The organism is Thalassotalea nanhaiensis, assembly GCF_031583575.1.
In the GTDB taxonomy this organism is placed as follows: domain Bacteria; phylum Pseudomonadota; class Gammaproteobacteria; order Enterobacterales; family Alteromonadaceae; genus Thalassotalea_A; species Thalassotalea_A nanhaiensis.
Genome location: NZ_CP134146.1, coordinates 4,014,494 through 4,029,228 on the forward strand (window position 1 = coordinate 4,014,494; position 14,735 = coordinate 4,029,228).

The 14,735-nt window shown below is 40.1% G+C and carries 12 protein-coding genes; 6 read left to right on the forward strand and 6 right to left on the reverse strand.

All coding sequences use genetic code 11. The features are described from left to right. Positions 1-480 precede the first annotated feature (480 nt). Positions 481-2,091, forward strand: coding sequence for a SulP family inorganic anion transporter (locus RI845_RS17425; RefSeq protein ID WP_348387442.1), 1,611 nt, complete (start codon positions 481-483; stop codon positions 2,089-2,091). 99 nt (positions 2,092-2,190) lie between these two features. Here the strand turns inward: RI845_RS17425 and RI845_RS17430 are convergent, their stop codons facing one another. Together RI845_RS17430 and RI845_RS17435 are read right to left on the reverse strand one after the other, a co-directional pair. Beyond that, positions 2,191-2,634 carry a GlcG/HbpS family heme-binding protein gene (locus tag RI845_RS17430; protein ID WP_348387443.1) on the reverse strand — a complete coding sequence of 148 codons (444 nt, stop codon included), beginning with the start codon at positions 2,632-2,634 and terminating at the stop codon, positions 2,191-2,193. Between the two features lie 281 nt (positions 2,635-2,915). Then, positions 2,916-3,695, reverse strand: a complete 780-nt coding sequence (locus tag RI845_RS17435) for an IclR family transcriptional regulator (RefSeq protein ID WP_348387444.1) — start codon at positions 3,693-3,695, stop codon at positions 2,916-2,918. Between the two features lie 358 nt (positions 3,696-4,053). Between RI845_RS17435 and bhcB the strand changes: the two genes are divergently transcribed. From bhcB to RI845_RS17460, 5 genes are all read left to right on the forward strand, one after another. After that, positions 4,054-5,031 carry a beta-hydroxyaspartate dehydratase BhcB gene (gene bhcB, locus RI845_RS17440; RefSeq protein WP_348387445.1) on the forward strand — a complete coding sequence of 326 codons (978 nt, stop codon included), beginning with the start codon at positions 4,054-4,056 and terminating at the stop codon, positions 5,029-5,031. Between the two features lie 35 nt (positions 5,032-5,066). Beyond that, a complete protein-coding gene (bhcC, locus tag RI845_RS17445; RefSeq protein WP_348387446.1) occupies positions 5,067-6,215 on the forward strand; it encodes a 3-hydroxy-D-aspartate aldolase BhcC in 1,149 nt (382 codons plus the stop codon). A gap of 296 nt (positions 6,216-6,511) precedes the next feature. Further along, a complete protein-coding gene (gene bhcD / locus RI845_RS17450) occupies positions 6,512-7,510 on the forward strand; it encodes an iminosuccinate reductase BhcD (RefSeq protein ID WP_348387447.1) in 999 nt (332 codons plus the stop codon). Between the two features lie 101 nt (positions 7,511-7,611). Further along, positions 7,612-8,052 carry a YtoQ family protein gene (locus RI845_RS17455; RefSeq protein WP_348387448.1) on the forward strand — a complete coding sequence of 147 codons (441 nt, stop codon included), beginning with the start codon at positions 7,612-7,614 and terminating at the stop codon, positions 8,050-8,052. 60 nt (positions 8,053-8,112) lie between these two features. Beyond that, a complete protein-coding gene (locus tag RI845_RS17460; protein WP_348387449.1) occupies positions 8,113-8,988 on the forward strand; it encodes an urea transporter in 876 nt (291 codons plus the stop codon). Here the strand turns inward: RI845_RS17460 and RI845_RS17465 are convergent. The 4 genes from RI845_RS17465 to guaD all read right to left on the reverse strand — a co-directional run bounded on the left by RI845_RS17465 (position 8,985) and on the right by guaD (position 14,535). After that, a complete protein-coding gene (locus RI845_RS17465; RefSeq protein WP_348387450.1) occupies positions 8,985-9,611 on the reverse strand; it encodes a TetR/AcrR family transcriptional regulator in 627 nt (208 codons plus the stop codon). The genes RI845_RS17460 and RI845_RS17465 overlap by 4 nt on opposite strands. A gap of 135 nt (positions 9,612-9,746) precedes the next feature. Next, positions 9,747-11,933 carry a malate synthase G gene (locus RI845_RS17470; RefSeq protein WP_348387451.1) on the reverse strand — a complete coding sequence of 729 codons (2,187 nt, stop codon included), beginning with the start codon at positions 11,931-11,933 and terminating at the stop codon, positions 9,747-9,749. Positions 11,934-12,021: 88 nt separating this feature from the next. Further along, positions 12,022-13,212 carry a urate hydroxylase PuuD gene (locus tag RI845_RS17475; protein ID WP_348387452.1) on the reverse strand — a complete coding sequence of 397 codons (1,191 nt, stop codon included), beginning with the start codon at positions 13,210-13,212 and terminating at the stop codon, positions 12,022-12,024. 36 nt (positions 13,213-13,248) lie between these two features. Then, on the reverse strand, positions 13,249-14,535 hold the full coding sequence (gene guaD / locus RI845_RS17480; protein WP_348387453.1) for a guanine deaminase: 1,287 nt from the start codon (positions 14,533-14,535) through the stop codon (positions 13,249-13,251). Positions 14,536-14,735: the final 200 nt, after the last annotated feature.

The window sequence follows — 14,735 nt, forward strand, 5'->3', positions numbered from 1 at the left end:
AGCTTAATGAAAATAACCAGTTAGGCGGCTTATTAATGCATATTAATTTCACATGGTAAAATGTGGCTATACTAAGTTGAAGCCATTGAAACCAATAGCTATTACTAGAAAATGCGCCATAGTCCTGCTTAATGCTGTAATGAATTATTGATAAAAAACGGTGGGATTTTTTACCTACAAGAAGGATTAAATGATAAGTTTTTTTGCTTTGGCCAATAATTTTTTTGACTAGTTATTAACCGTTATCTTTATTATAATTATCACCTCAATTAAGTATGATCTTAATCGAACTCTTCATAAATACTTTTTCTTTAAATCAGAAAGTTTGTCTGCGGTACAGATGTCTGGTTTATATTGTAATAGAACATCTCTGGTTATCTTCGTTTAACACCTATGACTGGTGTTAACCTTATGACGAGAGAAGCTATAGTGGCATTAAATGGTTAATGCGGCTAACCAAACATTTTATTTTAGGTTGTTATGCTTTCTTTATCACATTTTAATCGACATACCATCAAAGGCGACATTTTTGGTGCGATAACCTCAACAATTGTCGCATTGCCTTTTGCCTTAGCATTTGGTGTTACTTCTGGCGCAGGTGCCAGTGCAGGTATCTATTGTGCCATTTTAACGGGCTTATTTGCCTCATTATTTGGTGGCACTAACCAACAAATATCAGGACCAAATACCGGCTTAACCGTAGCGATGGTAGCGATATTAACCAGCTTTGTTTCTCAGTCACCAGAAAATGGAATTGCCATGGCATTTACTGTGGTGAGTTTGGCTGGACTATTCCAAATGTTGTTTGGATTTTTTAAGCTAGGTAAGTATTTTATTTTGGTTACATACCCGGTTATATCAGGTTTTACTTCTGGCATCGGGGTGTTGATCATCCTTTCACAAATTGAGCCGTTATTTGGCAGTTCTTTAACAGAGCTGGATATTTCATTAACTACATTAACCAGTACCAACACATTACTTGGTCTTGCTTGTATATTGGTACTTTTTTTCTGGCCACAAAAATATAGCCGTGTAGTACCTGCAAGCATCATTGCAGTAATTGGCGCAACCATCTTTTATGTATTTGCCGGCGTTGATATGCCTGTTGTTGGTGCTATTGCCAGCGAACTTCCTTCTTTTAACATGCCTATATGGGACAATGCCCTGGCTGGTGAAATGATTAAGTCAGCATTGCTAATTGCCACGTTAAGTACGCTAGATTCTTTAATGACATCACTTACTGTTGATAGTATCAGTAATGAATTGCATGACTCGGATCAAGAGCTTGTAGGTCAGGGTATTGGTAATATAGTGGCAGGCTTATTTGGTGCATTGCCAGGCGGCGGCGCGACCATGCGCACCGTAACTAACTTAAGAGCCGGTGGCACCACACCATTGTCTGGTATTCTTCATGCGCTTTTCATCTTAGCCATTGTATTGTGGGCTGGGGAATATACTGCGTATATACCGGTGGCGGTTTTAGCCGCTATATTGACCCATGTTGGTCTTAGTATTATTGATTGGAACTTCCTCAAGCGCATTCATCAAATACCATTATTCAGTGTTGGTTTAATGGTTTCTACAATGTTTATGTCGGTAGCTTTTGATTTAGTTACTGCGGTATTAATCGGTGTATTCATCGCCAACCTTGTGACTATTCGCCGTATTTCAGAAATACAATTAGATAATATTAAATTATGTACGGCTAAAGATGCCGAGCATATGTCTGCATCTGAGAAAGAGTTGTTAGAGTCGATGGATGATAGTGTAATACTGCTTAATATCTCAGGACCCATTGGTTTTGGTGTTGCACGAGGATTAAAGCAGAGTGTCTCACAATCTGATCAAAATAAAGCATTGCTGATAGATCTAAGTGATGCTCGCTTTGTTGGTATTACTAGTACCATTGCAATTGAAGAGATAATTGTAAGCTATCTTAATGAGGGACGAGATATATTCTTATCAAGTGTTTGTGAACGAGTACGTAATGATTTTAATAAATTAAAATTGCTCGATAAGTTCCCAGATGACCATATTTTTGAGAGCAGAATAGATGCACTGAATTACTTAAAGAAGAAAGTTTCAACTTAATATATTGCAGCACGGGCATATTTAATCATCAAAAAAACCGTTTATAAATAGTGCCATTTATAAACGGTTTAATACTAAGAATGAAAAAATAATGCAGTTTTAAGCAACTGAAGCTGACAAAATTCGGTTAAAGGTATCAACCCCAGCTTGAGCACAGCCTAAATCTTGCTCAGGTGAGCCTGAGCTAACGCCTATACCGCCGACAACCCTACCGTTGTGAGTAATGGGTAAGCCTCCACCAACTATACACATACGTCCACCTAAGGCTGTATGAATACCAAATAAATTATTTGCATGCCCAGGAATACAAGCCTGATTAAATTCATGTGTACCTTTGCGAGCCGACGCTGCTGTAAAGGCCTTATCTTGAGAAATGGTTATGCTGTGAATTTTACCGCCGTCCATACGCTCAAAGGCAATTAAACTACCGGATTCATCAACAACAGAGATACACATCGGTACACCCAACTCATTGGCTTTGTCTACCGCACCGTCGATTATTAGTTTTGCCTCTGTTTGATTTAATCTATTTATTGTTAACATATATTACTCTCTTTAGTTTTAAAATTTGTTTATCAAACAGGCCTTTGCGGCAAAGAAGTGAAAATGTCTTATTACTTTCTTGCTTGATATAAAATGACATTAGTGTCATTTCAATAATTTATTATGTGATCTCGGCAATGCACTCACATGCCGTAAGGGCCTAGGCTTTGCTTCGAGCAAAATGTTTTACTGATAATAAAGAGAATGCAGCATTGTAATTAATACGGCCGAACTAAACTGATGTAACGTTGTGAAACTGTATTTTTAGATCACTTAATTTTTTACTCATCTATCCCTTGGCTTTCAACATAGCCAAGTTCAGCGGATAACGACTTGCCGGCAGCAATAAGATCTTCAATCCACTCATCTTTGCGCCTTTCAATTGGGGCTGAAACAGACAAACCAGCGACAACTTCACCGTATCTGTCATATAAAAGCACGCCAATACAACCTACGCCCATCTCTGCTTCTTCATTGTCAAAAGCGAAACCTTGTTCAACGCAGTGTAAGCATTCAGGTACCAGCGTTTCTAAGGTCGAATATGTTTTACGAGTATACCCCGGTAAATTAGTACGTTGGGCATATCCGCGTATACCCTCTTTGCCATCCATGCCCAACATCATTTTACCCACTCCGGTTACATGCAATGGCGCCCGGCTGCCGATAATTTGCTGAACATGCATCATTCTGTTTGGAATTGCTTTTTCTACATAAATAACTACATCACCCTCACGAGTAGTGAGATTAATGGTTTCCCCAAATTTATCACGCAACTTTTCCATATATGGTTTTGCCACCTTACGAAAATCAATGTTGGTATCTTGAGAGTTGCTTAACCGTATCAATCGTCCACTAAGCAGGTACTTTCCGGTTGCATCTCGATCAACAAAACGGTTGTCGATTAATGAATGCAAAATACGAAATGCAGTAGAAGGAGCCAAGTTAGTATCCGCACTGAGCGCTTTTAATGTTACTGGCATTGAATAGCGTGAAATAGCATCGAGCAACATCGCTGCTCGGTCAATCACTTGAATTCTAGATTCTGGTTTAGCTTTTTTCATAATTTGTTACTACCCATTGTGACCACGCTCATTTTGAATATATGTCTAAAAATACAATAAATCCACGATACGGTATGCACTTGTTAATTTCATAATGTGGAATATATCTATATTCAACTATTAAAACTATAAAGTAAACCTTAACTGTCAGTAGTTTAGGTACTTATAAAGTGTATGAACACACAATTGATTTCACAATGTGAAAGTGTTGTTGATTGCGAGACAGCGTTATTTTCCATAAGGTGAAATTGAATCGAAATTAAATCATTAAAGCAAAAACTTAATAAGCAGACATATTGTCAAGCAGAAGTCGTTGCCCAAATAGCAACAGTATGTTGACCAATATGGAGAGGAAAATATGAACAGTACAACTGAAGAGACAATGTACATTCCAACCTATGATGACGTGTTAGTTGCCCATGAGCGTATTAAACCATACATTCATGAAACCCCAATTTTAACGTCTCGTTTTTTGAATGAATTAACCGGCGCAGAGTTATTTTTTAAATGTGAAAATTTACAAAAAGCAGCGGCATTTAAAGTGCGAGGTGCATGTAATGCAGTATTTGGCTTAACCGACGAAGACGCAAAAATTGGTGTGGCTACCCACTCTTCAGGTAATCACGCGTTATCACTTTCATATGCAGCTGGCCAACGTGGTATTCCAGTAACGGTGGTTATGCCAAGAACGGCACCACAAGCGAAAAAAGATGCGGTAATAGGCTATGGCGGTAGCATAGTTGAGTGCGAACCATCAACAAGCTCTCGTGAAGCCGTTTTTAGCGATGTTGTTGCCCAGTCAGGAGCTGATTTTGTTCACCCTTATAACGACCCTCGTGTTATTGCCGGACAAGCTACCTGTTCAAAAGAATTGGTAAATCAGGTGAATGACTTGGATACCGTAGTAGCGCCTATCGGTGGCGGAGGAATGATCTCAGGCACATGCCTTACGTTATCAACCATTGCCCCAGATATTAAAATTTACGCTGCAGAGCCACTGAATGCCGACGATGCTGCCCGCTCATTTAAAGCAGGTCATATCATTGCAGATGATGCCCCAAATACCGTTGCAGATGGCCTTAAAGTGCCGCTTAAAGATCTAACCTGGCATTTTGTCAAAAACCATGTAACCGATATTTTAACCGCTACCGAAGAAGAAATAGTAGCGGCAATGAAGCTTATCTGGTTGCGCATGAAGATAGTAATAGAGCCAAGCAGTGCAGTGACGCTGGCAACCATATTGAAAAACCCAGACGTTTTTAAAGGCAAACGAATCGGGGTAATTATTACCGGCGGCAATGTTGATTTAGACAAACTGCCATGGATGAACAAATAAAACGAATACTAATGCTAAAAACTTTGGAGATTAAAATGGCAAGAGGAAACAATTTAGAAGTAGGTTACGACGTTCCAGCGGTACCAGGAATGGCTGAAGAAGATATTCAAACCCCGTGCTTGGTGGTCGATTTGGATGCGTTAGAACGTAATATCAAAACCATGGGGCAATACGCCAAAGAAATGGGCGTTCGCCATCGTGTGCATGGCAAAATGCATAAATCTGTTGATATTGCTCTATTGCAAGAAGAGCTGGGCGATAGCTGCGGTGTATGTTGTCAAAAAGTTTCAGAAGCAGAAGTCTTTGCTCGTGGTGGCATAAAAGATGTTTTAGTGTCAAACCAAGTACGCGATCCGGCAAAAATTGATCGCTTAGCGCGCATGCCTAAATTAGGTGCACGTACGCTTTGTTGTGTCGATGATATTGAAAACGTCGCTGAATTAGCGGCCGCAGTTGAAAGGCACGGTACTGAAATTGAGTGTCTGGTAGAAATTGATTGTGGCGCTGGTCGCTGCGGTGTTAGCGAAGGTCAGCCTGTTGTTGATATTGCCAAAGCAATCGCGGCAACGCCAGGTTTGAAGTTTGCCGGAATTCAAGCCTACCAGGGTGCAATGCAGCACATGGAAAACTATCAACAACGCAAAGAAAAAATTGATATTGCCATTGGCATGGTCGCGCGCACAATAGACATGCTTAAAGCTGAAGATCTTGAGTGTGATATCGTCGGCGGTGGTGGTACAGGGTCGTATTACTTCGAAGGTAACTCTGGTGTTTTCAACGAATTACAGTGTGGCTCGTACGCATTTATGGATGCCGATTACCAAAAAATTCATGATGAAAACGGCGAAAGAATTTCTGAGTTTGAAAATTCACTGTTTATCCTTACGTCTGTTATGAGCCACTCAAAAGCCGACAAAGCTATTTGTGATGCAGGTCTTAAAGCACAATCAGTCGACAGTGGTTTACCTTATATCTTTGGTCGTAATGATGTGGAATACATTAAATGTTCTGATGAGCACGGTGTTATTTCAGATCCTGATGGTGCACTTAAGGTAAATGAAAAATTAAAGCTTGTACCGGGTCACTGTGATCCTACCTGTAACGTTCACGATTATTACGTAGGTGTTCGAAACGGAAAGGTTGAAAAATTATGGCCAGTTTCTGCGCGTGGTAAAGCTTACTAAAACCAATTAAAGCAAATTAAAATTTTCCCTCTGAGCGAGCATTAAAAGGTTTAATAGCAATATTGTTGTATATAACTTCATTAGTCCCCAACTAAGCTTACCTCTGCATTAATGCAGGGGTCTTTGAAAAACAATGTTGTTCAACAAGACCTTTTAAACTCGCCTTGGGGAAATTTTTACTGGCTCGCAGTTATAGAGCTAACCAATAAATAACACCAATATAATCGGTAAATCATTTGCCGTCTTTCCCCTTGAGATTCACTAAGGGGTATTGCCATTATTCTAGGAAATAAACAATGAGTAATTCAAACCAAAATAATAGTAAAGGCGTATCCGTTGTATCTGAAGCGGTATGCCAAGAAATCATGGGGCGACCTGAAGCCTTCACCGCCGTAGAAAACGTATTTGCAGCTATGGCAAAAAACACTGCCTACAATTTTCCAGTAATACGTGAAGCTATTGGCCATGCCGACGCCCTTTACGGCTTTAAGTCAGGGTTTGACCGTGACGGTATGGTATTGGGCCTAAAATCTGGTGGTTATTGGCCAGGTAATATCCAACTGGATTTAACCAATCACCAGTCGACAGTTATTTTGTTTGATCCTGATACCGGTAAATTGAAGTCTCTGGTTGGTGGAAATTATTTAACCGCAGTGCGCACAGCAGCATCATCTGCAGTATCAATTGCTCACTTAGCGCGTAAAGATGCCAAAGTATTAGGAATGGTTGGTGCAGGACATCAATCAACATTTCAGTTAAGAGCAGCTGTTGAACAGCGTAACTTCGAGAAAGTTGTGGCTTGGAATTTTCATCCTGAGCAACTGCCTAACCTTGCCGCTGTTGCAGAAGAGTTAGGTTTACCATTTGAATCTGTTACTCGTGAAGAACTGGGCGCGCAAGCCGATGTAATTATTACGATTACTTCTGCATTTGAAGCTTTAATTGATGCTGACTGGATTAAACCGGGTACTCACATTGCTTGCATGGGTACCGACACGAAAGGCAAACAAGAAGTTGATGCAAAACTATTATCAACGGCAACAGTATTTACTGATGAACTGGCCCAGTCGGTTAGCATAGGTGAAGCGCAACATGCCATTGCAGCCGGCTTAATTCAAGAAGCAGACATTGTGCCTATTGGCGAAGTGATCAACGGTACAAAACCAGGCCGTACTTGTGACAAACAAATCACCTTATTCGATGGTACCGGTGTAGGGTTGCAAGATTTAGCCGTTGCCTCGGTTGCAGCAGAATTAGCTGAAGCGAAAGGCCAAGCAACGTATTTTAATTTATGATGATATCAGTTTAATTAAATTGGTATTAGACTGGGTTCTGTTGAACGTTCAACAGAACCTAAGCTTTTTAAAAAAGGCATAGCACAATAAAGGACACCGTTATGGAATTAAACGTTTATCTCTCAGGTGAAATTCACACCGACTGGCGAGAGCAAATTATTCAGGGTTGCCAAGCGCATGATTTAAACATCGTATTTTGCTCTGCAAATACCAATCATGATGAAAGTGATGGCGCTGGTGATGTACTTGGTAATGAAGATAAATCATTTTGGCGAGATCATAAATCAGCTAAAGTAAATGCGCTAAGAACAAATACATTAATCGAACGTTGTGACATTGCGATTATTCGCTTTGGCGATAAATATAAACAATGGAATGCTGCTTTTGATGCGGGCTATTGTGCCGCATTGAGCAAGCCATACATTACTTTACATGGTGAGGATATAATTCACCCACTAAAAGAGGTTGATGCCGCAGCTCACGCATGGGCAACAACCGTTGAACAAGTCATTGAAACACTTAAGTATATAAGTAACAACTAGTTAAACCATTAAATAGGGGTTAATAACCATTAACCCCTATTGAATTTTATTCGGTAACACATGAAGTGCCCTTCTCATCATTTCAGCAATAGTTTTTTTTGTAGCTTTTCACAAATTATGCTGCAAGGAAATGCTGTCACAGGTTTTTTATTCTGTATCGGTATTGGCCTTAATTCGCCGCAAATGCTGCTAGGTGGAATAATAGCAACACTTGCAGGCTTGGCCACCGCAACGATGAATCGTTATGACTCTGCCTCGATACAAAATGGCGTTTATAGCTATAACGCTAGTCTCGTCGGCATAGCGGTTTTATTCTTTTTTCCTGCCAGTTTATTCTCGCTATCATTGGCAATTTTTGCTGGCGCTTTTGCTACCGTCATCACACATTTAATGCTGATAAGAATACCTGGTATATCAGTATTAACTGCGCCGTTTATTATCTCTACCTGGTTAATTTTACTGGTTTTTGATAATTCTCAACTCGCTAATTCAGGCGCGGATGTCGCTGCTAATATCACTGGCGATTTTTACTCGCTAATGCGAGGCATAAGCCAAGTGATGTTTCAGGACTATTGGCTCTCAGGGGGCGTTTTTATATTTGGACTGCTATTTCACTCATTTAAAGCAACCGCTTGGGCAGTTATAGGGTCGGCGCTGGGTATACTAACCGCACGAGTGTTAGGCTTTTCTGAAGAGTTATTGCTAATGGGTATGTACGGCTTCAACGCTTGCCTAGTGGCAATATCGTTAGCCGAACGATATAACAAACATTATTCGCCAATTGTTCTTGGCATTATACTTTCGGTACTCCTTAGCAGAGTATTCGAGCAGATAACGCTGCCAGCATTAACGGCTCCATTCGTGCTTAGCAGCTGGATAATCCTAGGGTTTATTCGAAGAGATACAAATGTTCAGACTTGCAATAAATCTGCTTAGTGAATGCCACAGCCTTTAAGGATTATTTGAGTCAATGAAGAAACAACGCCTTCGAAATCTTCATCGCTCATTGCATCCTTGTCCAAGGCAGCAATAACTTGCACATTAAAGTCAGCGTAATGTTGAGTGGAACTCCAAATTAAAAACAATAAGTGATGCGGATTAACATTATCTATTAAGCCTTTATCAATCCATGTTTGGATAACGGCAACTTTACTTTTTAACCATTCTTTAAAGTCGCTATTTAAGTATTCATTTAAAACTGGTGCGCCATGAATCAACTCACTGGCAAATATTCTCGATGAATCAGGGTCATCTTTAGAATGCATAACTTTGGCGCGAATATATGCGCTAAGAGCTTGTTTAGGCTCAAGTTCTGCATTCAAGGTGTCGTAATCCCTATTCCATATTTCAACGATATTGCTTAACAATTGCTGATAAAGATCGGTTTTGTCTTGAAAGTAGTAATGGATATTTGCGCGAGCGATATTGGCACGTTCGGCTATACGTTTAATTGACGCACCTTTGAAACCATAGGTGACAAATTCTTTTTTGGCCGCATTAAAGATGATCGCCTTATTCTTTTGTCGAACACTGCCTTCTGACATTTTAGCTTTGGCCACAAAAACTCCTATTAGAAAATTAAAATCAGCAGCATGTTAGGTTTTAACACTATGCCGCTGATTCCTCATCATTAAATAATAAAAGCCAAATATTTTCAACCACGAAAATTGTGATTTCAGAATTAATTTTGCCCTTTAATTTACTGCTTTTAATTCTATACGGCGTTGATGCAATAGTGGTTCTGTATAACCACTTGGTTGCTCCTTGCCTTTGAAAATTAAATCCATTGCAGCATTGAACGCAATATTAGTATTAAAGTTTGGCGCCATAGGCTCATAACTTGCGTCAGTTATATTTTGTTGATCAACCACTTTCGCCATACGCTGTAAAGACTCTATCACTTGCTCTTTGGTTAACATGCCATGATGCAACCAGTTACAAATATGCTGACTCGAAATTCGTAATGTTGCTCTATCTTCCATGCGCCCGACGTTATCAATATCAGGAACTTTTGAACAACCTGTGCCTTGATCAATCCAGCGCACAACATAACCAAGCAATCCTTGAACGTTATTATCAAGTTCGTGCTGAATATCTTCGGCGCTGAGCGATTCTTTATTTTTTAATAGCGGGATAGTTAATAATGCCGATAAATCATTACTATTTGACTGACTAAACTGTTCGAGCATAGCCTCTTGAATTTCAACAACATTAACCTTGTGGTAGTGCAATACGTGCAATGTAGCAGCTGTTGGTGAGGGTACCCAAGCACAATTAGCGCCTGATTCTGGATGGCCTATTTTATTGGTTAACATGGCCGACATTTCATCCGGAATGGCCCACATGCCCTTACCTATTTGCGCTTTGCCTTTTAAGCCAGCTTGTAAGCCAATACGCACATTGCGGTTTTCATAAGCATCAATCCATTGCTCGTTTTTCATCAACTCTTTACGCGCCATCGGTCCCGCTTGCATGCTGGTATGAATTTCATCACCGGTTCTATCTAAAAAACCTGTGTTGATAAAAGCAAGACGATCTTTTGCAGCTCTAATACACTCTTTTAAATTAACCGAAGTTCGACGTTCTTCATCCATTATCCCCATTTTAATAGTATTAGTAGCTAAGCCTAAACCCGCTTCAATTCGAGTGAATAATGCATTACTAAATGCGACTTCTTCTGGGCCATGCATTTTAGGTTTAACAATGTAGATACTGCCTTGGCGCGAGTTTTTAAATTTTGAACTGCCCTTTAAATCATGCAATGAAATTAGTGTGGTTATGAGGCCATCTAAAATACCCTCTGGCACTTCTTTATCGTCTGCGGTTAACACCGCATCGTTCGTCATTAAATGACCAACGTTACGGACAAATAACAAACTGCGACCAGGTAAGGTTAACTCTTGCTCATCTAAAGTCGTATAGCTTCTATCTTCATTAAGTGTTCGAGTGATTGAAACACCATTTTTTTCAAGAGTCTCGCTTAAATCACCTTTCATTAAACCTAACCAGTTACGATATACCGCGGTTTTATCTTCGGCATCAACCGCAGCAATAGAGTCTTCGCAATCCTGAATGGTACTTAAGGCAGATTCAAGAATAATATCAGCAACTGACGCCGGATCTGTTTTTGCTACCGGCACACTTGGGTCGATTTTAATTTCAATATGCAAACCATTGTTTTTAAAAAGAATAGCCGACGGGTTTTGCTTGTCACCTTTAAATGCAACAAACTTTTCCTGCTCGACTAAGCTCACTTGTTGAGCATTTTGCAACGTCACCACCAGTTTACCATCAGCAACCTGGTAACTTGTTACCTCAATATGGCTACCATTGGTTAATGGTAAAACATCATCTAAAAAACGGCGCGCATATGCTTGTACCCTGGCCCCGCGGATCGGATTATAATTTTTGGTTACAGTAGCACCATTATCCTCTCCAATAACATCAGTACCATAAAGGGCATCATATAAACTTCCCCAACGAGCATTGGCAGCATTAAGAGCGAAACGGGCATTCATTAACGGCACAACCAATTGTGGTCCTGCGACCTTGGCTACCTCTTCGTCAACATAAGTAGTGGTTATCGAAAAATCTTCTTTTTCGGTAACGATATAGCCTATATCGGTTAAAAAGTCCTGATACTTTTGCTGCTCAAAAGGTTGGTTATTCGGGTCTAGATGCCAAGCATCTATTTTCGCTTGCATCTCTTCGCGAGTTGCCAAAAGCGCCTGGTTTTTAGGGGTAAATTCATCAAAAACATACGCTAAAGTTTGCCAAAAATCTTCAGCATCAAGACCAGTTCCTGGTAGTACTTCATGCTCTACTAAATTGTATAAAGACTCTGCGACTTTATAGCCGTGTTTAATTACGCGTTTATTCATAGGGTAACTCTGTTTATTTGATACTGATCGAGAAAAGCAGCTGCGCTGCTTTTCTGTATTTTTACGACTGTCTGCATACGCAGAACGGTTAGTTCATTCGTTCCAACCAAATTGCCAAGCTCGTTCGCTCTTCATCGCTCATTTCGGTTTTGTTCATAAATGGCATATCTTTAGCGTCAATAACCCGCGCTTTAATTCGCGGAGCCCACTGTTCGATGCTTGCTATGTTGGTAAATACAATTCCTGCCGGGGCAATTTTAAAGATATCATCTGTTGGCTGCTCGGAATGACAAGAGCCGCAACGTTGTTCAATAATTTGTGTCACTTGCTCATTACTCACCACTTGCTGTTTCTGCTCTGCACTTATTTCTACCGAGCGGGGTGCAATAACAAATGCCAAAGCAATGGTTGCAACAACAGAGCCAACTAAAACAAATGGTTTTTGCTTACCAAAATGGCGCAAGACAAAATATTGACGAACAGCTGCCGTAATTAAAATGATGCCAATTAACACTAACCAATTAGCACTATGATTATAGGTCATTGGGTAATGGTTTGAGATCATAATGAAGATAACCGGCAAGGTCGTATAGGTATTATGAGTCGAGCGTAATTTCGCATTTAAGCCATAAGATGGATCAGGCGAGGTGCCTTGTTCAACTGCTTTTACCAAAGCACGTTGTGATGGCATAATTCCAAAGAATACGTTGCCAGCCATAATCGTGCCTATGATTGCGCCCATATGCATGTAAGCACCACGTGCACTAAATACTTGGGTTAAACCATACGATAACGCGGTGGCCACAACGATTAAGATCAAGCCTAAAATAATGCCATGGTTTTTTAATTTAGTACGCACTAACACTTCATAACTACCCACACCAACAACAATGGAACCTATGCCCAAGGCAATGGCTTGAAACTGTGTGAGGTCGGCAACACGTTTATCAATCAAGTACGATTCTGCACCAACATAAAACATTAACGATAGTAATAAAAAGCCAGTGATCCAAGTAGTGTAGGCTTCCCACTTAAACCAATGCAATGTGGTTGGCATTTTCGGCGGCGCAAGTTTGTACTTAGCCACTTCGTAAAAGCCACCACCATGAATGGCCCATAGATCACCACCAACACCATTGTCGGCTTTTACTTGTGGTGGTTTTTCTAAGTGGTTATCTAGCCAGACAAAGTAAAATGAGGCACCGATCCAAGCGATACCAGTAATAAGATGAGCAAAGCGAATAACTAAATTTAGCCATTCATTAATATACGGATCCATAATAATTCCTTAATTCTTTTATTTTTAGCAGCTGCGTTATATACGCTCACCCATAATATGGGTGGCCTTAACGTGTCGCTCATCGCCTAACATGCTTAAAATAAACAGCTTTTCAGACAAGTGTGTGCAATGCTGCATACGTCTGTCCATAAGCGGTGTTGCATGATAATCAAGAACGATAAAGTCAGCTTCTGCGCCTTTACTGAAGTTACCTATGGTGCCCTCAAGATCTAACGCAATGGCTCCTCCTAATGTGGCCAAATAAAACGATTGGAATGGGCTGAGTTTTTCTGAACGAAGTTGTTGAGTTTTATAACCTTCGTTAAGTGTGCTTAACATTGAAAATGTTGTACCTGCGCCAATATCGGTACCATAACCAACATTAACGTCAAATTTTTGCGCCTGTTGCAGGTTAAATAAACCACTGCCTAAAAACAGGTTTGAACTTGGGCAAAAAGCTATGGCTGAATCGGTTTCACCCAAGCGTTGACACTCACTATCATGCAAGTGCACGCCATGGGCAAAGACACTACGGCGTCCTAGCAATTTACTTTTATCATATACATCCAAATAGCCGTCGCTATCCGGGAAAAGTTCATTTACCCAAGCTATTTCATCTTTGTTTTCACTTAAATGGGTATGTAAATAAACACTCGGATTTTCGGCAAGTAATTGCCCGGCTTTATTTAATTGTTCGCTTGAACAGGTTGGTGCAAAGCGTGGCGTAATGGCATATTGTAAACGATCTTTTTTGTGCCATTTTTCGATTAATGCTTTGCTGTCGTCATAACCTGATTGCGCTGTATCTGACAAATAATCAGGGCAATTTTGGTCCATTAATACCTTGCCACAAATCATTCGTAATTTTTTCTGTTGCGCAACGCTAAAGAACGCATCAACAGACTCTTTATGTACCGTACCAAACACCAAAGCCGTTGTTGTGCCAGCATCGAGTAACTGTGTCAAAAAGAACTCTGCCACTTTTTTTCCATGCTCTAAATCTGAAAATTTACGCTCAAATGGGAACGTATAGTTTTCTAGCCACTCGAGTAACTGTTCGCCATAGGAGGCGATCATTTCGGTTTGTGGATAATGAACGTGAGTATCGATAAAACCAGGCATGATCAGGCCATTTTCATAATGAACAACATCAATGTTGCTATCTAACGTTGGTAATAATTCACTGGCTTCGCCGACTTGTTCAATCAGACCATTTTTAATGATCAATAAACCGTCTTCTATATATTGGTAACTGTCTTCGAGTTCTACTTTGGCTGGATCGGCCAAAAAATGTAATAACTCTCCGCGGTAAACTTTTAACATGTTGTTCTGCCTATATGCATAATCGCTATATTTTTCTGATTTTGCGATTTGTTCTGTGTTGTAATGTATTGCCGTTTAATTGATTATTCTGTTTTTGCAAACCAATTCAACCGGCTTCTTGCTTGTTGCCTTTGTGCTCTTGATTTATGGCACATTTGGCATTTTCTATTTGTTCTTCTTGCGATTTTTTTCAATGTCTA

What these genes read in the sequence shown, in the direction of transcription:
- bhcB (WP_348387445.1), top strand. Translation starts at nt 4,054, where the DNA reads ATGAACAGTACAACTGAAGAGACAATGTACATTCCAACCTATGATGAC.
- RI845_RS17425 (WP_348387442.1), top strand. Translation starts at nt 481, where the DNA reads ATGCTTTCTTTATCACATTTTAATCGACATACCATCAAAGGCGACATT.
- RI845_RS17470 (WP_348387451.1), bottom strand. Translation starts at nt 11,933, where the DNA reads ATGAATAAACGCGTAATTAAACACGGCTATAAAGTCGCAGAGTCTTTA.
- RI845_RS17430 (WP_348387443.1), bottom strand. Translation starts at nt 2,634, where the DNA reads ATGTTAACAATAAATAGATTAAATCAAACAGAGGCAAAACTAATAATC.
- RI845_RS17435 (WP_348387444.1), bottom strand. Translation starts at nt 3,695, where the DNA reads ATGAAAAAAGCTAAACCAGAATCTAGAATTCAAGTGATTGACCGAGCA.
- guaD (WP_348387453.1), bottom strand. Translation starts at nt 14,535, where the DNA reads ATGTTAAAAGTTTACCGCGGAGAGTTATTACATTTTTTGGCCGATCCA.
- bhcD (WP_348387447.1), top strand. Translation starts at nt 6,512, where the DNA reads ATGAGTAATTCAAACCAAAATAATAGTAAAGGCGTATCCGTTGTATCT.
- RI845_RS17460 (WP_348387449.1), top strand. Translation starts at nt 8,113, where the DNA reads ATGAAGTGCCCTTCTCATCATTTCAGCAATAGTTTTTTTTGTAGCTTT.
- RI845_RS17475 (WP_348387452.1), bottom strand. Translation starts at nt 13,212, where the DNA reads ATGGATCCGTATATTAATGAATGGCTAAATTTAGTTATTCGCTTTGCT.
- bhcC (WP_348387446.1), top strand. Translation starts at nt 5,067, where the DNA reads ATGGCAAGAGGAAACAATTTAGAAGTAGGTTACGACGTTCCAGCGGTA.
- RI845_RS17455 (WP_348387448.1), top strand. Translation starts at nt 7,612, where the DNA reads ATGGAATTAAACGTTTATCTCTCAGGTGAAATTCACACCGACTGGCGA.